The 18,827-nt window shown below is 68.6% G+C and carries 12 protein-coding genes; 6 read left to right on the top strand and 6 right to left on the bottom strand.

Annotation, left to right across the window (positions count from 1 at the left end):
- Window positions 1-216 precede the first annotated feature (216 nt).
- Both groL and A7G45_RS11215 read right to left on the bottom strand, forming a co-directional pair.
- Window positions 217-1,842 carry a chaperonin GroEL gene (groL, locus tag A7G45_RS11220; RefSeq protein ID WP_043401237.1) on the bottom strand — a complete coding sequence of 542 codons (1,626 nt, stop codon included), beginning with the start codon at window positions 1,840-1,842 and terminating at the stop codon, window positions 217-219.
- 207 nt (window positions 1,843-2,049) lie between these two features.
- Window positions 2,050-2,610 carry a TetR/AcrR family transcriptional regulator gene (locus A7G45_RS11215; RefSeq protein ID WP_260938114.1) on the bottom strand — a complete coding sequence of 187 codons (561 nt, stop codon included), beginning with the start codon at window positions 2,608-2,610 and terminating at the stop codon, window positions 2,050-2,052.
- Between the two features lie 102 nt (window positions 2,611-2,712).
- On the opposite strand from A7G45_RS11215, the gene A7G45_RS11210 reads away from it, so the two are divergent.
- Window positions 2,713-3,618: an SDR family NAD(P)-dependent oxidoreductase gene (locus A7G45_RS11210; RefSeq protein WP_260936852.1), complete on the top strand. Its 906-nt coding sequence runs from the start codon at window positions 2,713-2,715 to the stop codon at window positions 3,616-3,618.
- A 77-nt stretch (window positions 3,619-3,695) separates the two neighbouring features.
- On the opposite strand, the gene A7G45_RS11205 is transcribed toward A7G45_RS11210, so the two are convergent.
- The gene (locus tag A7G45_RS11205; RefSeq protein WP_260936850.1) at window positions 3,696-4,031 is read right to left on the bottom strand and encodes a pentapeptide repeat-containing protein; all 336 of its coding nucleotides are present in this window, start codon (window positions 4,029-4,031) and stop codon (window positions 3,696-3,698) included.
- An 826-nt stretch (window positions 4,032-4,857) separates the two neighbouring features.
- Between A7G45_RS11205 and A7G45_RS11200 the strand changes: the two genes are divergently transcribed.
- Window positions 4,858-9,471, top strand: a complete 4,614-nt coding sequence (locus tag A7G45_RS11200) for a PGRS repeat-containing protein (RefSeq protein WP_260936847.1) — start codon at window positions 4,858-4,860, stop codon at window positions 9,469-9,471.
- 77 nt (window positions 9,472-9,548) lie between these two features.
- Here A7G45_RS11200 and A7G45_RS11195 read toward each other — a convergent pair whose 3' ends face one another.
- Entirely contained in the window at window positions 9,549-10,226 is a 678-nt protein-coding gene (locus A7G45_RS11195; protein WP_260938111.1) for a M24 family metallopeptidase, read from the bottom strand.
- A gap of 31 nt (window positions 10,227-10,257) precedes the next feature.
- Window positions 10,258-11,019, bottom strand: coding sequence for a polysaccharide deacetylase family protein (locus A7G45_RS11190; protein WP_260936845.1), 762 nt, complete (start codon window positions 11,017-11,019; stop codon window positions 10,258-10,260).
- A 137-nt stretch (window positions 11,020-11,156) separates the two neighbouring features.
- Between A7G45_RS11190 and A7G45_RS11185 the strand changes: the two genes are divergently transcribed.
- Both A7G45_RS11185 and A7G45_RS11180 read left to right on the top strand, forming a co-directional pair.
- Window positions 11,157-11,654, top strand: a complete 498-nt coding sequence (locus A7G45_RS11185; RefSeq protein WP_260936843.1) for a cupin domain-containing protein — start codon at window positions 11,157-11,159, stop codon at window positions 11,652-11,654.
- Between the two features lie 346 nt (window positions 11,655-12,000).
- Window positions 12,001-13,467 (top strand): hypothetical protein, encoded by a 1,467-nt coding sequence (locus A7G45_RS11180; RefSeq protein ID WP_260936841.1) that lies wholly within the window; start codon window positions 12,001-12,003, stop codon window positions 13,465-13,467.
- Window positions 13,468-13,548: 81 nt separating this feature from the next.
- Here A7G45_RS11180 and A7G45_RS11175 read toward each other — a convergent pair whose 3' ends face one another.
- Window positions 13,549-16,317, bottom strand: a complete 2,769-nt coding sequence (locus A7G45_RS11175) for a helix-turn-helix transcriptional regulator (protein ID WP_260936840.1) — start codon at window positions 16,315-16,317, stop codon at window positions 13,549-13,551.
- Window positions 16,318-16,429: 112 nt separating this feature from the next.
- Here A7G45_RS11175 and A7G45_RS11170 point away from each other — a divergent pair, with 112 nt between their 5' ends.
- A complete protein-coding gene (locus A7G45_RS11170) occupies window positions 16,430-17,071 on the top strand; it encodes a TetR/AcrR family transcriptional regulator (RefSeq protein WP_260936836.1) in 642 nt (213 codons plus the stop codon).
- Window positions 17,072-17,101: 30 nt separating this feature from the next.
- Window positions 17,102-18,823, top strand: a complete 1,722-nt coding sequence (locus A7G45_RS11165; protein WP_043401225.1) for a DEAD/DEAH box helicase — start codon at window positions 17,102-17,104, stop codon at window positions 18,821-18,823.
- The last annotated feature ends 4 nt before the right edge of the window (window positions 18,824-18,827 follow it).

Genomic DNA, 18,827 nt, shown 5'->3' with positions numbered 1-18,827 from the left:
GCGCCGCGAAGGAACCCAATATTGACTTATCTGTAAATATTTACCAGATTCCCAGCAACTTCGCAGGTTGTTCAGCAGCCAACTCGCGGTGAGCGCCGAGTGGCCAGTTACGACACGGATTTTCGAAAAATGCGTGCAACAACTGGCCAGTGGGCGGACACGAAAAAGCCCCGACTCGCCAAGCGAGCCGGGGCTTTCCCGTAAAAAGAGCTGGACTTAGAAGTCCATACCGCCCATGCCACCGGTCGGGTCGCCCGCGGGCGCTCCGGCCTTCTCGGGCTTGTCGGCGACGACGGCCTCGGTGGTGAGGAACAGCGCCGCGATGGACGCCGCGTTCTGCAGCGCCGAGCGGGTGACCTTGACCGGGTCGGCAACGCCGGCGGCCAGCAGGTCCTCGTACACGTTGGTCGCGGCGTTCAGGCCGTGACCGGCGGGCAGGTTCGACACCTTCTCGGCGACGACGCCCGGCTCCAGACCACCGTTGAAGGCGATCTGCTTCAGCGGAGCCGACAGCGCGACGCGCACGATGTTGGCACCGGTGGCCTCGTCACCCTCGAGCGACAGGGCGTCCAGGGCCGGAGCCGACTGCAGCAGGGCCACGCCACCACCGGCGACGATGCCCTCTTCGACGGCAGCCTTCGCGTTGCGAACGGCGTCCTCGATGCGGTGCTTGCGCTCCTTGAGCTCCACCTCGGTGGCAGCGCCGGCCTTGATGACTGCAACGCCACCGGCCAGCTTGGCCAGGCGCTCCTGCAGCTTCTCGCGGTCGTAGTCGGAGTCGCTGTTCTCGATCTCGGCGCGGATCTGGGCGACACGGCCCTGGATCGCGTCGGCGTCGCCGGCGCCCTCGACGATGGTGGTCTCGTCCTTGGTGACCACGATCTTGCGGGCGGTGCCCAGCAGGCTGACGTCAGCGGTGTCCAGCGACAGGCCGACCTCTTCGCTGATGACCTGGCCACCGGTGAGGATCGCCATGTCCTGCAGCATCGCCTTGCGACGGTCACCGAAGCCCGGGGCCTTGACGGCGACGGACTTGAAGGTGCCGCGGATCTTGTTGACGACCAGGGTCGACAGGGCTTCGCCCTCGACGTCCTCGGCGATGATCAGCAGCGGCTTGCCGGACTGGATGACCTTCTCCAGCAGCGGCAGCAGGTCCTTGACGGTCGAGATCTTCGAGCTGACCAGCAGGATGTAGGGATCCTCCAGGACGGCTTCCTGGCGCTCGGCGTCGGTCACGAAGTAACCCGAGATGTAGCCCTTGTCGAAGCGCATACCCTCGGTGAGCTCCAGCTGCAGGCCGAAGGTGTTGCTCTCCTCGACGGTGATGACACCCTCGTTGCCGACCTTGTCCATGGCCTCGGCGATCAGGTCACCGATGGACTGGTCACCGGCCGAGATACCGGCGGTGGCAGCGATCTGCTCCTTGGTCTCGATGGCCTTGGCGGAAGCCAGCAGCGACGCGGTCACAGCCTCGACGGCCTTCTCGATGCCGCGCTTCAGGCCGAGCGGGTTGGCGCCGGCAGCGACGTTGCGCAGGCCTTCGCGAACCAGGGCCTGGGCCAGCACGGTGGCGGTGGTGGTGCCGTCGCCCGCGACGTCGTCGGTCTTCTTGGCGACCTCTTTGACCAGCTCAGCGCCGATCTTCTCGTACGGGTCCTCCAGCTCGATCTCCTTGGCGATGGACACACCATCGTTGGTGATCGTGGGGGCGCCCCACTTCTTCTCCAGGACGACGTTGCGACCCTTGGGGCCCAGCGTCACCTTTACCGCGTCGGCGAGGCTGTTCAGGCCACGCTCGAGGCCGCGACGGGCCTCTTCGTCGTACGCAATTGTCTTGGCCATTGCGAAGTAATTCCTCCGGTTGGGAATTGCACGTCTTTGGTCAGGCGCAGCGCCCGCGACGGACGACCTGGGGCTGTGCTCGCAGATGCGGCCCCGGCCTCACTGTCCCGACCTAGCACTCACCTATCGAGAGTGCCAAGGTTGTTTTTAGCACTCAGGTAGGGCGAGTGCAAGGTCGTTCACCGTCCGCGAACCGCGGTTTCCGCCTCAGCGCGGTCGCAATCCGTCCATCATCAACTCGACAACCCGCTCGGCGGCGTCGGCGTTGTAGCGCTGCGCGGCCTGCGCCGCCACGAGCAGCGTCTTGATCTCGGGCACCGAGACGTCAATGCGGACGGCGCCGGCGCGCTGCGCCGCCGTCAACAATTCACCGAGCAACGCCAGGAATTCATCCTCGACATGGGGCACCAAGGCGTTGACGTCGATCCCGAGGCCGGCGAGCGCGTCGACGAGGCCCTGATCGGTCTCTCCCCACTGGACCAGTGACCGCAAGAAATCGAACAGCGCGTCACTCGGAGCGTCCGACGCCAAACATGCCCGACCGACATCCATGACCGACTGCAACCGATCCTCGATCACCGCACGGTAGAGATCGTCCTTGGTCGGGAAGTGTCGGTAGACGGTGCCGGCACCGACGCCCGCCCTCCGGGCGATCTCGTCGATGGGCACCGAAAGTCCCTCGTCAGCGAAGGTTTGATAGGCGACTTCCAGCACGCGCGCCCTGTTCCGGGCCGCGTCAGCACGCAGCGGCCGCTTCGGTTTGCAGATCATCATGCTCCCGGGAACAAATTAAACGGGGCTACCGTTCCGGATATGTGAAACTTCCGGGGCGCTCGCCCCGGATGAGGCCCAGGCTACCGAGGAACCGTCATGACCAAGTGGACAACCGCCAGCATTCCCGACCAGACCGGACGTACGGCCGTCATCACCGGCGCCAACACCGGGCTCGGCTACGAGACCGCAGCCGCACTCGCCGCCAAGGGTGCGCACGTCGTACTCGCCGTCCGCAATCTCGACAAGGGCAAGGACGCCGTCAACCGCATCCTCCAGGCCACCCCCGACGCCGACGTCGCCCTCCAGGAACTCGACCTCAGCTCACTGCAATCGGTCCGGGAGACCGCAGAACAGCTGAAGTCGGAGTACCCGGCGATCGACCTGCTGATCAACAACGCCGGCGTGATGTGGACGCCGAAGCAGACCACTGCAGACGGTTTCGAGATGCAGTTCGGCACCAACCACCTGGGCCACTTCGCGTTCACCGGCCTCCTGCTCGACCAGCTGCTGACGGTGCCCGGCTCCCGCGTCGTGACGGTCAGCAGCCTGGGCCACCGGATTCGCGCCGCCATCCATTTCGACGATCTGCAATGGGAACGCAGCTACAGCCGGGTGGCGGCCTATGGCCAGTCCAAGCTCGCGAACCTGCTCTTCACGTACGAACTGCAGCGACGACTGACCGGCGCGGAGACCGTCGCGCTCGCCGCGCACCCGGGCGGATCGAACACCGAGTTGGCTCGCCACGTGCCGCTGCCGCCCGCCGTCGTGACACCCATCGCAGAACGGCTCTTCCAGAGTGCCGCGATGGGCGCCCTGCCCACGCTGCGCGCCGCGACCGACCCGGCCGCATACGGCGGCCAGTACTACGGGCCGGACGGACTGTTCCAGCAGACGGGCCACCCGAAGGTCGTCGGCTCGAGCGACCAGTCACATGACACCGAGTTGCAGCAGCGGCTGTGGGCGGCGTCCGAAGAACTGACCGGGGTGACATTCCCGGTCTGACCATGGAAAAGCCCTGTGGGTTTGTGCGACAAGGGGTTTCGCACAGACCCACAGGGCTCCAGGACACCGAAGGGCTGCTAGTGGGGGTAGCCGATGTTCAGCAGGCCATTGCGCCCGTCGCCCACGGTGACGACGCCGCCGCTCCCGTTGCCGATATTGACGATGCCGGTGCTCCCATTGCCTATGTTGGCGACGCCGGTATTGCCGTTGCCCAGGTTGAGGATGCCCTTGTTCCCGACACCGAAATTGAGGACGCCGGTGTTGAAGGCGCCGCCGTTGAGCACACCGTCGTTGCTGCCGGGCCCGAGGTTGATGCCGGAGTCGGCGGACGCAGCGCCTGCGCCGAGCAGCGCGATTGCGCCAGCACCGGCTACTGCCGCCCCCAAGAGGACGGTTGAACGGATCATCGACATGACTTCTCCTTCGCTAGCCCGAATATTGATAAACCAAGGGTAGACAGTTTGCCAGCGATTGAAAAGGAATTCGGCAAATAACGCTACTAACTTGAGCGTATCCCCGAAACATATGCTCGATCAGAGTTCCATCAGGCGGATCAGCCGAACGACGCGACTACAAGATCAGCCAATCTCAGTAATTACCAACGATATTCATAGCCATCCCGAGTGCGTTCGATATTGACGATGCGAATCAATTTCGAACGCAATTGTCAAACCCTCGCTTGCGCACGTCGTAAATACAACTGATGTGGCAAATTTTGATCCATACAGAGTATTTACGCGACCGGGCAATTATGTAACCCGCAGAGGCCGAGTATCCATTTGCTGTCAGATCCCGGCAAAACAACCGCCGTGCCAGGTCCAACCGCTCGCCATAGAACCCGTCGGGCCTCAGGCTGAACATGTGCGCCCGCAGCGCGACCACAGGCCCACCTGGCGCCGTCGAACGACCGTTCCCAGCGGCCCAAAGGCGCCCGATCGGTTGACCACAACCGAAATGAACGTGTTCTAAATATATTCTCCACACCATCCCGCCACCCCCGTCGACCACGGCCACGGAGGCTGCGGTCACCAGCTCGGTAACCCGCCAAAATATGCACGACAGCCGACTTTTCCGCAGGTGAGAATGCCTTTTTCAAGTTGATCCCAGTACCCGCGGTCCGCCGATATGAACGGACACACACTTTCCGCAAGATGTTCACAGCTTTCGATTACGGGTGTTAGTCTCCTCACGTTTATTTACCGGGGTGTCATATCTCACACCCGACGCGCGAGGAGGATCGTGGGCAAGCACAGGGCAGTGGGCACGAACAGCTGGTGGAGTGCAGCGGGGCCGCTCGCGGCTGCGGGATTGACGAGCGCGGCATTCGCCAGCGCGGGTGTGATGCTGCTGCTGGGTCCCGATTCGCCGACGATGCAGTCGGTGACCGCGGACATCAGGCTCGTCAACACCGAGAGCTCGAGCGGCGACAGCGGCGCCAAGTCGGGCAACTCGAGCCCCTCCAAGGCCACGGACGGCAAGACCAAGAGCCCGACGAAGCCCAAGCCGCCGACCAAGCCCAAGCCCCAGCCCGGTGAGACGCCGGCCTCCGGCGGCACCGGCAGCACGACCGACACCCCGCGAACCCCACGCCAGCAGGCGCAGGACCGCATGCGCCAGTACGCGGACGATGCCAGAAAAGCGCTCAGCGACCTGGCGAAGGGTCCCAAGGTAAAACCCGCTCCGGGCACCAAGCCAAAACACGCCAGCACCGCCGGCGACACCTCGAGCGCCACGACCGGCAGCTCCAACGCGGGCACCCCGGGTACCCGCCCCGCGCGGGGTCCGCGGTCGACGGCCGGTGTGGTCACCGACGGCCCAACCGGCGGGCACAAAGCCACCGAATCGGGCCCCAAGCCGACGACACCGAACACCACAACCAACCCGGCCGGCGCCACGACCCCGACCGGTCCGAGCGGCCCGTCGGCCCCGTCCGCACCGGGAACCGGGGCGGTCATCACCGCTCCGACGACCAAGGCGTTCAACCCGATCAGCAGCCTGCTGTCCGCGGTCAACCTGGGCGCCATGCTGGTCCCCCACACACCGACCAACCCTGACCAGATGCCCGGCGTCTGGGCCGTGATGGCCTGGGTGCGCCGCCAAGTCGAGTACGGCGGCGCCAACAAGCGAATGCACCCGGCCGCCCCGGCCTCCGTGGCCGCGAGCGCCCCACCGGCCACCAACCCGTTGGCCAAGCCCACTCCGCTGGGCGCCGTCAACCCCTTGGCCGCGCCCGCTCCTCTGGCAGCTGTCGGCCCCCTCGCCGTCCCCACCATCGTCCTACCCACGTTCGTCGACCCGACTGTGCTGGTCGCCAACTGGATCTATGGGAACGTGCACTTCGGCGTGCAGAGCTGGATCAACAGCCCCATCGGCTGGGTGGTCGACACCGGGATCAACCTGTTGGCCGGCCAGTACCTGATCGGCAACGGCGCCAACGGCAACGTGATCAACCCCAACGGTGGCAACGGCGGCCTGTGGTTCGGTGACGGTGGTAAGGGCTACTCGAGTGGCCTTCCCGGAGTTACCGGCGGCAACGGCGGCAACGCCCGCGGCTTCGGCAACGGCGGCTCGGGCGGCAACGGCTACTCGGGTTTCGGCATCTTCACCCCGACTAACGGTGGTAACGGTGGCAACGCGGGCGGTATCGGCAACGGCGGCAAGGGCGGCGCGGGCGGCAACGGTGCCAATGGCGCCGATGGCCTTGCCGCGCTTGGCCAGAACGGTGGCAACGGCCAGACCGGCGGCAACGGCGGCATCGGTGGCATCGGTGGCAACGGCGGCCACATCTTCGGCATCGGCGGCACGGGTGGCGCCGGCGGCAAGGCCGGCAACGGCGGTCACGGCGGCTCGGGTGTCCTCGGCGGCGGAGCCCTCGGCGGCGGCGGGAACGGCGGCAACGGCGGTAACGGCGGCGTCGGCGGCAAGGGTGGCAAGAAGGTCGGGTTCATCGGCACGGTCGGCGCCGGTGGCACCGGTGGCGCTGCCGGATACGCCGGCAACGGCGGCAACGGCTCCGACGGCAGCTCCTCGCTGATCCCGGACGGCGGCAAGGGCGGTGACGGCGGCAATGCCGGCACCGCGGGTGCCGGCGGCTTCAACGGCAGCGGCAAGAAGCAGGCCGCGACCGGTAACGCCAGCGCTACCGGTGGCAACGGAGGCAAGGGCGGCAACGGCTTCGACACCATCACCGCGATCGGCGTCGCAGGCAACGGCGGTGCCGGCGGTAACGGTGGCTCCGGCGGCACTGCCGGTAACGGTGGTAGCGGCGGTGCCGGTGGCACCGGCGGTAACGGCGCCAATGGTCTTGCCGCGCTTGGCGAAAACGGTCCGAATGGCGGCCACGGTGGTGCCGGCGGCAACGGTGGCGCCGGTGGCACCAACTCCGGCAACGGCGGCACGGGCGGCGCCGGCGGTGGCGCCGGCAACGGTGGTTCCGGTGGTTCCGGTGTCCTCGGCGGCGGAGCCCTCGGCGGCGGCGGTAACGGCGGCAGCGGCGGTAACGGTGGTGGCGGCGGCAAGGGCGGCGCCGCAGCACACGGCACCGTCGGGGCCGGCGGCCAGGGCGGTGCGGCCGGGACCGGCGGCAATGGCGGCAACGGCTCGGACGGCAGCTCGTCGCTGATCCCCGATGGCGGCAAGGGCGGTAACGGCGGCAACGCGGGCACCTCGGGCGTCGGCGGCTTCAACGGCGCGGGCCTCAACCAGGCCGCCAGTGGCGCGGGCGGCAACGGCGGCAGCGGCGGCAAGGGCGGTAACGGGTTCAACACGATCACCGCGATCGGCGTCGCAGGCAACGGTGGCGCCGGCGGTAACGGTGGTTCCGGCGGATCCAACGGCAACGGTGGTAACGGCGGCGCGGGCGGCATCGGCGGTAGCGGCGCCGATGGCCTTGCCGCGCTTGGCCAGAACGGCCCGAACGGCGGCCATGGTGGTGCCGGCGGCACCGGTGGCGCGGGTGGCACCCAGGCCGGCAACGGCGGCAGCGGCGGGACCGGCGGCGCGGCCGGTAACGGCGGCAGCGGCGGATCCGGTGTCCTCGGCGGCGGCGCTCTCGGCGGCGGCGGCAAGGGCGGCAACGGCGGTAACGGCGGCGCCGGCGGCAAGGGTGGCGCCGCGGCGCACGGCACCGTCGGCAACGGCGGCAAGGGCGGAGCGGCCGGTAACGGCAGCAACGGCGGCAATGGCTCCGACGGCAGTTCGTCGCTGATCCCCGACGGCGGCAAGGGCGGTGACGGCGGCAATGCCGGTAACGCAGGTGCCGGCGGCTTCAACGGCAACGGCGCCAACCAGGCCGCCAACGGCGCAGGTGGCAACGGTGGCAACGGCGGCAAGGGCGGCAACGGCTTCGACACCATCACCGCGGTCGGCGTCGCGGGCAACGGCGGCGCCGGCGGCAACGGTGGTTCCGGCGGCACCGACGGCAACGGCGGTAACGGTGGTTCCGGCGGCACCGGCGGTAAGGGCGCCAATGGCCTTGCCGCACTTGGCGAAAACGGCCCCAACGGCGGACACGGTGGTGCGGGCGGCACCGGTGGTGCGGGCGGCACCAACGCCGGTAACGGCGGCAGCGGCGGGACCGGCGGCAATGCCGGCAACGGCGGTAGCGGCGGTTCGGGCGTCCTCGGCGGCTTCACCGGTGGTTCCGGTGGTGCGGGCGGCAACGGCGGCGGCGGCGGCAAGGGCGGCGCCGCAGCTCATGGCACCGTCGGCAACGGCGGCAAGGGCGGCAACGCCGGAAACGGCGGCACCGGCGGTGCGGGCTCCGACGGGATTTCCTCGATCCAGCGCAACGGCGGCACGGGCGGTACCGGTGGCACCGCCGGTAGCGCCGGGGCAGGCGGCTTCAACGGCGCCGGCGCCAACCAGGCCGCCAACGGCGTTGGCGGTAACGGAGGTGACGGCGGTCGGGGCGGCAACGGCTTCGACGCCCTCACCATCCTGGGCACCGCCGGCCGCGGTGGAGACGGTGGCGCCGGCGGCTCGGGTGGCCTGACCGGTAACGGCGGCGCCGGCGGCGCAGGCGGTACCGGCGGCAACGGCGCCAACGGAACCATCGGGGCCTCGCTGGGTGCCACCGGCTTGTCCGGCAGCAATGCCGGCGCGGGCGGTAACGGTGGCGTCGGCGGCGCCGGCGGAACCGTCTCGGGCGTCGGCGGCGGAGGCGGTGCCGGCGGCACTGGCGGCACCGGCGGGTCCGGCGGTGTCGGCGGGCTCCCGGCATTCGGGTCCAACAACTCGGCCGGTATCAGCGGCGGCGGTGGCTTCGGTGGCACCGGCGGTGCAGGCGGTGCCGGTGGCACCGGTGGTGCCGGCGGATTCTCTGCGAACGGCCTCGACGGTGCCGGCGGTACCGGCGGCATCGGCGGCAATGGTGGCACCGGTGGCGACGGCCAGACCGGCGCGAACGGCACTCCGTTCATCAACGGCAATGCCGGTTCCACGGGCGGTGTCGGTGGCCACGGCGGCGCAGCGGGCGTCGGCGGCAACGGCGGAACCTCCGGCGACAACGTCGGTGGTGCCGGCGGCAACGGTGGCGTCGGTGGTACCGGCGGCACCGGTGGTGACGGCGGCAAGGGCTACAACGACAACGTGACCCAGTGGGGCAACGGCGGCAACGCCGGTGCCGGCGGCACTGGTGGCACCAGCGGCAACGGCGGTAACGGCGGCACTGGTGCGGGCACCGGCGCCGGTGGCAACGGTCCTGCCGGCGGTGCCGGGGGCGCAGGCGGTTCGGGCGGCGCCAACGGCGGCCACGGCACCCACGACGGCAGCGACGGTGCTACGGGCAGCACCGGCGCCAGCGGTACCGGAGGCACCGGCAATCCGGCCGGCGGCACCGGAATCCTGATCTAGCCACAGATGCCGAATGCGGTGTGGCGCCAATCGGCGCCACACCGCATTCGTCTATTCAGGACTGCCTCCGGCTGCTGTCACCTCCGCAGGTCCAACAACTCCTCCTGGAACCCGCCGAATCGCCGACCGGGCTCGACGAGATGCACTTCCAGAATCCAATGGCACTGCCGCCCTTGGGAATCCATCCGCCGCATCGGTAGGTCCGAGCCGGGTGCGACATAGGAGTCGATCTCGTGGCCACGGATCTTCTCGTGCGGAAACTCCCCCACGAGGTGTCCGGCGATCGCGCCACCGAATTCCCAGCCGGCAGCTCGACTCAACCCGACGACGTGGTCGAACAACTGCGCGCCGGTGATATCCGGAGTCGACTCGAAGTGCGCCCGCGCCGCCTCCCACACTTTCGGTAAGTCATTGCGCAAGGCCAACTTTCGCTGATCGTCACCGAGCACGAAGGTACGGCCGAAGTCGGCTTCCCATTCCTCGAAGAGCGGGCCGAGGTCGACGAACACGATGTCGTCGTCGGCGATCACCCGGTCGGGCGGGTTCTCCCGCGCCGTCGCGAGCGTGTTCTCGCCGCCATGCACGATCCGCTTGTGCCAGTGCCGGGTGACGCCGAGGATTTCGGCCGCGAGATCACGGATCTCGTCGGTCACCTGACGCTCGCCGACGCCGGGCCGGATCAGCCCGCGTTCTTCGATGGCGACGAACAGTTCCGCCGCCTTGTCCTGGGCATCCAGAAGCCGCGCGGCCCGCATGCCCTCGTCAAACTTCTCCACCGCACCGATGCTAGGCGGGCCGCACGAACTCCCAACCGGCCGCCCGCATATCGGCGATGGCCCCGGCGTAGCCGGCCGCGGTACCCGAGCCCGGATGGTTCATGTGGGAGATGACGACGGAACCAGGTTGCGCACCAACCACATTCGCGCGCACCCGAGCGGCCGGCAGCGTCGCGCCACAATCGCCGTTGACGCTGAAGCCGAGCGGCTGTAGCCCGAGGTCATGCACGATCTGCACGGCGACGTCGTCGTAGTGGGCCGTGCCCGGACGGAACCAGGTGGGCGCCTTCCCGGTCAGTGCGGTGAGCTTCATCTGGTTGCCCCACACCTCGTCGACGACCTCGGCAGCCGACCGCGTGCCCGCGATGCCGTAGGCGGCACGGCCGCTCACCGACAACGGCACGTGCCGGGTGCCGTGGTTTCCGATCTCGAAGAGCGGATTTGCCGCAAGCTGTGCCGCCCGGTCGGGGTGCTGGTCGACCCACCGGGAGTTCAGGAACAGCACGGCCGGCACGTTGTTGCGCTGCAGTGTGTCGAGCAGTGCCTCGTCGACTCCACCGCGGCAGGCATCGAAGGTCAGGGCGATCTGCCGGCCGTTCGGCGGGATCGACGTGACGATCCCGGGCAGTGCCATTCCCCACTGGGTCGGCACCCGGCGCGCGTACTGGCCCGCGACGGCGGCCGGATCCAGTGCGGCGGACGCCTGCGCGGCAAATGCCAGCGAACCGGCGGCAGCAGCCCCAGCAGCCAGGAATGCGCGTCTGGTTATCACCGCTCGGACGCTAGGCCGGGACTCTGAACAACGAGTGTCGAGAGCCTGTCAGTTTGCCGAGAACTGCGAAAGGTACGACCGCCCTATTGTGGGAACCGAGCAGCCGTCTCCGATCTCGATGGCCACAGGAGTCGATCATGTCGTTGGTAGTACCGCCTTATCCCCCGGCCCGGTACACATCCGATCAGCCAGAAGTCAGTGCCACGCTGCGGCGCGGTGACGAGCCGGCCGACTACGACTCCCACGGCGTGATCCAGTACCACTACCTGGCGAACCAGAAGAAGACCGCGGGCGACTACGGCCTGTACCGCGTCGACATCGCCCCGCGTGGCGGCGGCCCGGGACCGCATTTCCACCGTGCCATGTCCGAGGCCTTCTTCGTGTTGTCCGGCACCATGACGCTGTACGACGGCACGGACTGGGTGCAAGCCGGCACCAACGACTTTCTCTACGTCCCGCCAGGCGGCGTCCACGGCTTCCGCAATGAGGCCGACGAGCCCGCATCGGTGCTGATGCTGTTCGCTCCGGGAGCCCCGCGGGAGGCGTACTTCGAAGGATTCGGCCAGCTCGCCGAGATGACGGACGACGAACGCCGCGAGTGGTTCATCCAGCACGACAACTTCTTCGTCGAGTAACACCGCTGACCCACGACCGCGCACGCTCGCGTGCGCGGTCGTTTTCTGCGTCTTCCTGCACCGCTGCTGTGCACATTGAGTCATTTGTCTCTACCGGCCAGTAACACAAACATCCCATGATGTGCGTTGCCGTCAATTTTTGCTCGATCCGTGATCGAACCGACGGTTTAGTCAGGTACACGCTGCGCCATGGACCGGCTGCAGCGAATGAGAGGAAACCATCTTGCACGCCGCCGTTCGATCGTCCGTCCTTTCCGGAGCCACACTGCTGACGGCGGGAGCCATCGCAGTCGCCCCGATCCAACCGATGGCCCACGTGCCGTCGATCCCCTCGATCAGTCATGCAATGTCGACCGCCGCCGTCAACCTGACCAGCAGTCCGTTCGACCTGTACGGCCAGGTGCTGGGGACCGCCGTCGGCAACCTGCAGGCTGACGTCAAGTCCTACATGGAGATGGGCCTGTTCCCGATCCTGCGCCAGGTTCTGACCAACCAGGTCGGCACCATGACCGGTCTGGTCAACGCCCTCGGCGACAGCGGCAAGGCCGTGGTCACCGCGCTGACCACCAAGGTCCCCGGCTACCTCGGGGCCGCTGTCGGCGACCTGGGCAAGGCCAACATCGAGGGCGCGCTGAACAACCTCCAGCTCGCGATCCTGCTGCCCGTCATGGCCGCCATCAATCCGATCGGGCCCCTGCCGAAGGCCCTGGGCAACCTCATCTCGCAGCCGCTGCAGAGCATGATCAACATCGCCAACGATCTGCCGAACCTCATGCTCGAGCTCGGCGTCGGCCTCATCGGCCCGGTCGCCGGCACCCTGGGCGCCGTGGGCACTGCCACCCAGAACGTCATCAACGCGGTGAAGGCCGGCGACCTCGGCAAGCTGGCGACCGCCGTCATCCAGGCACCGGCCACCATCATCGACGGCCTGCTCAACGGCGGCTACGGACCCAACCTCGGCGCCCTGCTGGGACTCGACATCCCGGGCTTCAACATCTATGGCGGCGGCCTGTTCGGCGGCGGGGCAACCGTCCCCGGCGGCACCACGATCGCCGGCACGGTGCAGGCCATCGTCGCCGTGGTGAAGTCGATCCTCACCGACATCACCCCCACCAAGACACCGGCTGCGACCGCCGCAACGACGACGGCCACCAAGGCCGTCTCCGATGTGGCTTCGGTGCCGTCCACCACGGCCGCGACGGTGACGCTGAGCACCGCCGCGACGACGAAGGCCGTGACGACGACGGACACCGCGACCGACAAGGTCAAGACCACCGGGTCGACGGGCGAGTCCACCGGTACGACGACCGAGGGCACCACCAAAGCCGGCGGTTCGGCCACCGATGGCACTGGTTCGGCTACCGGAACGTCAGGCGAGGGCACGTCCACCGGCTCGGCGACCGACAGCGGCACCAAGACCGGCACTTCGACGGGCTCGGCCACCGGCAGCGGCACCAAGACCGGCACCTCGACCGGCTCGGCCACCGACAGCGGCACCAAGTCCGGCACCTCCGCCGGTGACACCAAGACCGGTTCCGGCTCCGGCAGCTCGACCTCCAACTCCAGCTCCGGCAGCTCCAACGCCGGCAGCAACGGCAGCTCGGGCTCGGCGTCGGGCAGCGATGGCACCAAGACGACCACCCCCGGTCGCAAGGGCCATCAGGGCAAGTCGGGCTCCGACTCGGGTTCGGGTGCGGGCGCAGGTTCGACCTCGGGCTCGGCGTCCGGATCTGACTCGGGCGCCAAGGGCGGTAGTGCCAAGGGCTCGCACACCGACTCGAAGACCAAGTCGAAGTCGCACAGCGCGGCCTGACGCGTAAGACCAGTCGGCGGCGGCGGATTCTCCGTCGCCGCCGACTTTCCATTTGGGGCCATTTGGGGCCGACGGCGGTTCTCAGGTCAGCGCGGAAAGACCCGTCGTCCAGGTCGCCGGGCGCGCCACGTCATGAATCTGATGACGGCTGGTGACGCCGAGCTTGGGAAACGAGCGATACAGATGGTTGGACACCGTCCGCACCGACAGGTTCAAGATGGCCGCGATCTGCGGATTGGTGTACCCCTCGCTGACGAGGTAGACCACGTTGTGTTCCTGCGAGCTCAGCGCATCGGTCTGCACCGATGACGAACGCGGACGCACTCCGGCCGCCCGCAGTTCACGGGCGCACAGCTCGACCCACGGCGCCGCGCCGAGATCCTGCATGACGGTCAGTGCCGCGGCCAGCTGATGCTGGCAGTCCCGTCGCCGGCGGTGCCTGCGCAGCCATCCGGCATAGCTGATGCGCAGCCGCGCCCGCTCGAAAGGCCAACGGCTGCCGGCCGGATCGGACAGCGCCTCGGCATAGCGTGCACCCGCGGTGTCTGGATTGAGTACGGCGTCCGCATGAGCGACCAGCTGGGTCAACCGCGGTGACACGGATCTGGGCAGATGCCGCAGAATCCGGGTCAGTTGCTCGCGGGCCTGATCGATTCGCCCGGTCAACACGGCGGCCTCGGCGTAGTCCGCCAGCGCCAGATACGACGCGCAGGTGTGCAGCGGCAATCCGGATTCGTCGAACAGCTCCGACAATTCGGCGTAGGCGGTGGTGTTCTGGTTCTCGGCCAGCGCGATCGAACCCGCGACGTGGTGCATCCACGCCGCCAGCACGGGCCGGTCCCGGAAGTCGGCCAATTCGGTGGCCGACTTCAGGCGCGCACGGCTGGTGGCGGCCTGCCCGCGCCGGGCAGCCACCGTGGCGATCACCAGGTCCGCGATCCGGGCCACCACGGGCACATCGGCGACCGCCGCCGAAGAGCTCATCGCGGTCGCCGATTCGACGGCCTCGTCCCAACGGCCCGAGTCGACGAAAGCCCAGGACAGCGCCGTTGAGGCCAAGCCGCCGAAGCGCGGTGCCAGCGCACCGGTGTGCGCGCCGCGCAGGCAGCGCACCGCCAGGTCCGGTTCCCCGGCCAGCCAGGCCGACGCACCGACTGCGGTGAGCCCGACGGAGTCGCCGACCTGACCGGCCAGCCCGATGATGTCCGGCAACTGCAGATGTGCCAGGTGCGGGTCGGTGGCGGTTCGGATCCAGACGCTGTCGGCGCGCGCAGACACCGAGGCCGGCGGCTCGGCGTCCTCCAGCTGCCTCAGCAGGCGTGCGACGCCACACCGCCCCGCGGCATCGTCGGCGATGAAAGTGACCGTCGCGGCGACCCGAAGCGACTCCCAGGCGACCGCGGGGGCGATATCGACAGCCAGGCCGGCCGCCTTGAGCAACATGTCCAGCACCTGCTGGTTGTTGGCGTCCCAGCAGCGCGCCGACCCCAACTCCGTATGGGCGCGTACCTGAGATATGAGGTCGTCGACACCGTTGAGGGCGCGCCGGCTCAGCTCCGCGGACCAGTTGGGATCGCCGGCGTTGCGCGCCAGGGGCGCCGCCCGCACCAGACGCCGGGCGTGCTCGCCGACATCGCTGGTCAGCATCGCCGCGCGGTGCATGACGGTCGCGGCCGCCAGATAGCCATCCCGGCGCAGTACCTCGTCGCAGGTGTCGGCCAACTGCGCGGCCAGCGCGTCGTCGGGTGTGAGCGCCGCTTGCGCGCGATGCCACACCTGCCGGTGCGGTAGCGCCACCAGGGCCTCGGCCAGACGAAGATGCGCCGCCGAGCGCGCCGCCGACGGTGCCCGGTGATAGGCCGCCGACCGCATCAGTGGGTCCAGGAACCGCACCCGGCTCGATTCCACCCGGATGATCCCGGCGACCTCGGCCGGCGCGAGGGTGTGCGCATCCGCGAGCGCCGCGGGCATCAGGTGCCGCAGATCTTGTTCGGAGGCCGACGCGAGCACGAGCAGCGCGGCGCGGGTCGGCGCGGGTAACCGCGCGAGACGGCGACTGAAGATACCGAGGCTGGGTGCGGGCAGCGCCAACGGTTCGGCGGCCGGCCCCGCCGTGAGCACATCGGCCGCGGCTGTCTCGGCGAAGGCGATCACGGCTGCCGGGTTACCCGCGGCCGCGGTCAGAACCTGCTCTCGCCGCAGTCCACGCGGCACGTACGGCTGCCGCTCGAGCAGCGCGGCAGCATCGTCGCGCTCCAGCGGCCGCAATTCGATCTCGACAGAGCGGCCGTCACCGCTGAACACCTTTCCGGCCGTGGCCGGGATCGCCAGCACGACGGTCAACAACCGGCCTGCGCTGCGGCGGGCGGCGAACATCATCGCGGTGCGCGACGGTTCGTCGAGCCACTGCCCGTCGTCGATGCAGACCAGGACCGATTGCCGCTTCTCGACGGCGTCGAGCAGCCCGAGCAGGGCCATGGCGACCCGCACGGTGTGGAGTTGCTCCCCGCTCGGCGACTGCAGGGCGGTTTCGATGACCCGCTGGTACTGGTGGGCCTCACCACCCCAGCAGCCGAGCGCGTGGACGAGTTGGTGCACACCGGCGAACGGGGTATTCGATTCGCCCGGGGTGCCGGCGATCGACAGCACCCGAAAACCGACGGACCGGGCATGCCGGCAGGCCACCTCGAGCAGCGCGGATTTGCCGGACCCGGCAGCGCCGGACACCACCACCGTGTGACCGCGCGGGGTGTCGCTGATCGCGGACATCAACCTCGAAAGTTGTTCACCGCGACCGACGAGTTCCGGCGTCAGCGTGGCCGACCGTTGCGGAAAGGGCTCGGCGACCACACCACCTCCTGTGACCCACGTCCCACCCGATTCGGAACGTTAGGCAGACCTCACGGCGCTGTCAACTATCCGGTTAGTTAGCAAACTGGCCGGGGTCGCTAAGATCTCGCAAATGGGGCACCCGCGAGATTCCGACGCCACTCGGGCGCGGCTCATCTGCGCGGCAACTGCCGAATTCGCCGAGTACGGCATCGCCGGAGCGCGTGTCGATCGCATCGCCGCCAACGCAGGCGCGAACAAGGCGCAGATTTATCACTACTTCGGCAGCAAAGATCAGCTGTTCGACGCCGTGTGGGCGGCGATGACGCAGAGGTTCTTCGCCGACAGCCCGGTGGTGGCCGACGACCTACCCGGCTACGCGGCCCATCTGATCGACGTCTATGCCAGCCAGCCCGAGGTCGGCCGGCTGATCGCCTGGCACCGGCTCGAGCGAGCCGACGATTCCAGCTCGGGCTTTCCCGGCGAGACGATGCACGAGCAGATTGCGTCGATCGCCGCCGCCCAGGCCGACGGCAAGCTCACCAGTGAGCTTCCCGCGCCGGTGCTCTTCACGCTCGTACTCACCATCGCGTCGATGTGGCACAACCTCAGCCCCACCTTGCTGACCGTGATCGGCGTCGACGACCATGCCGAGCGCAAGGCGATCGTCTGCGACGCGGTGACACGGCTGATCACGACCTCGCGCGGCGACACCACCGAGGGGCGCGCCGGGACACGCCGGACAAATGTGCATCCGCCAAACCCGTTGCCCTAAACTGCCCTTCGACCAAGGAGGAGTCTTCGGGTGCGGGCATATGCAGCGCCCAGCACCCAGGCTTTACGGGGCTGGCAACGTCGGGCTTTGGTGCGGTATCTGACCGCCAAGCCGCGGGATTTTCTTGCTGTCGCGACCCCTGGTGCAGGTAAGACGACCTTCGCCCTGCGGATCGCCGGTGAGTTGCTGACGGAGCGCACCGTCGACCAGGTGGTGGTCGTCGTCCCGACCGAGCACCTCAAGACCCAGTGGGCCGAAGCGGCGGCTCGCGTCGGCATGTCCCTTGACCCCAAGTTCAGCAACTCGGTCGGCCACACGTCCTCGGACTACCACGGCATCGTCGTCACCTACGCCCAGGTGGCCAGCCATCCGACCAGGCACCGGGTGCGCACCGAGAATCACAAGACGCTGGTGATCTTCGACGAGGTCCACCATGGCGGCGACGCGAAGAGCTGGGGCGAGGCCATCCGCGAGGCCTACGACGACGCGACGCGACGTCTCTGCCTGACCGGGACCCCGTTCCGGTCCGACGACAGCCCCATCCCGTTCGTCAACTACGAACCCGACGGCAGCGGCCATCAGCAGTCGGTGGCCGACCACACCTACGGCTACTCCGACGCCCTCGCCGACGGAGTGGTGCGGCCGGTGGTGTTCATGGCGTACTCGGGTGAGGCCCGCTGGCGCGACAGCGCCGGCGAGGAGCACTCGGCCCGCCTCGGTGAACCGCTCAACGCCGAACAGACCGCCCGCGCCTGGCGCACCGCGCTGAACCCTGAGGGCGAATGGATGCCCGCCGTGATCGCGGCGGCCAACAAGCGGCTGGGCCAGCTCCGCCGGCACATCCCGGACGCCGGCGGCATGATCATCGCCACCGACCAGACCACCGCCCGCGCCTACGCCAAGCTGCTGCACTCCATCACCGGCGAGGAAGCGACCATCGTGCTGTCGGACGACCCGACGGCGTCGGCGCGCATCTCGCAGTTCTCGGAGAGCAGCAGCCGCTGGCTGGTGGCGGTCCGCATGGTGTCCGAAGGCGTCGACGTGCCCCGGCTGGCGGTCGGGGTGTACGCCACGAGCGCGTCGACTCCCCTGTTCTTCGCGCAGGCCATCGGCCGGTTCGTGCGCCTGCGGAAGAAGGGTGAGACGGCCAGCATCTTCCTGCCGTCGGTGCCCAACCTGCTCGAGCTCGCCAGCGAGCTGGAGCGCGAGCGCAACCACGTGCTGGGCAAGCCACACCGCGTGTCCGACGGGCTCGACGACGAGCTGCTCGAGCAGGCGCAGAAGAAGGAAGACGAGAAGTCGGAGCTGGAGAACGGCTTCGAGATGCTCGGCTCGGACGCCGAGCTGGATCAGGTGATCTTCGACGGTTCGTCGTTCGGTACCGCGACGGAGGCCGGCAGCGACGAGGAGGCCGACTACCTCGGTATCCCCGGTCTGCTGGACCCCACCCAGATGCGTGACCTGCTGAGCAAGCGCCAGGACGAGCAGCTGCAGAAACGCAGCGCCAAGGCCGCCGCCAACCCGGGCGTCCCGCAGCCGCCGCTGACCACGCACGGCCAGCTCCGCGAGCTGCGCAAGGAGCTGAACCTGCTGGTGGCGGCGTTCCATCACCGCACCGGCAAGCCCCACGGCTGGATTCACAACGAGCTGCGGCGCCGGCACCCCGGCCCGCCGGTGGCTGCCGCGACCCGCGAGCAGCTGCAGGACCGCATCGCCGCGCTCCGGAACATGCAGCGCGAGCTGACGGCCTGAATCT

Origin of the sequence: Mycolicibacterium llatzerense (assembly GCF_025331195.1) — a bacterium.
GTDB classification, from domain to species: domain Bacteria; phylum Actinomycetota; class Actinomycetes; order Mycobacteriales; family Mycobacteriaceae; genus Mycobacterium; species Mycobacterium llatzerense.
The sequence above is the reverse complement of the archived record's forward strand: the minus strand, read 5'-3'. Positions and strand labels throughout refer to the sequence as shown.

Bases quoted from the DNA above. Each gene is read 5' to 3' on its own strand.
- A7G45_RS11170 (WP_260936836.1), top strand. From the start codon at position 16,430: ATGGGGCACCCGCGAGATTCCGACGCCACTCGGGCGCGGCTCATCTGC.
- A7G45_RS11195 (WP_260938111.1), bottom strand. From the start codon at position 10,226: ATGCGGGCCGCGCGGCTTCTGGATGCCCAGGACAAGGCGGCGGAACTG.
- A7G45_RS11205 (WP_260936850.1), bottom strand. From the start codon at position 4,031: ATGTCGATGATCCGTTCAACCGTCCTCTTGGGGGCGGCAGTAGCCGGT.
- A7G45_RS11180 (WP_260936841.1), top strand. From the start codon at position 12,001: ATGTCGACCGCCGCCGTCAACCTGACCAGCAGTCCGTTCGACCTGTAC.
- A7G45_RS11210 (WP_260936852.1), top strand. From the start codon at position 2,713: ATGACCAAGTGGACAACCGCCAGCATTCCCGACCAGACCGGACGTACG.
- groL (WP_043401237.1), bottom strand. From the start codon at position 1,842: ATGGCCAAGACAATTGCGTACGACGAAGAGGCCCGTCGCGGCCTCGAG.
- A7G45_RS11185 (WP_260936843.1), top strand. From the start codon at position 11,157: ATGTCGTTGGTAGTACCGCCTTATCCCCCGGCCCGGTACACATCCGAT.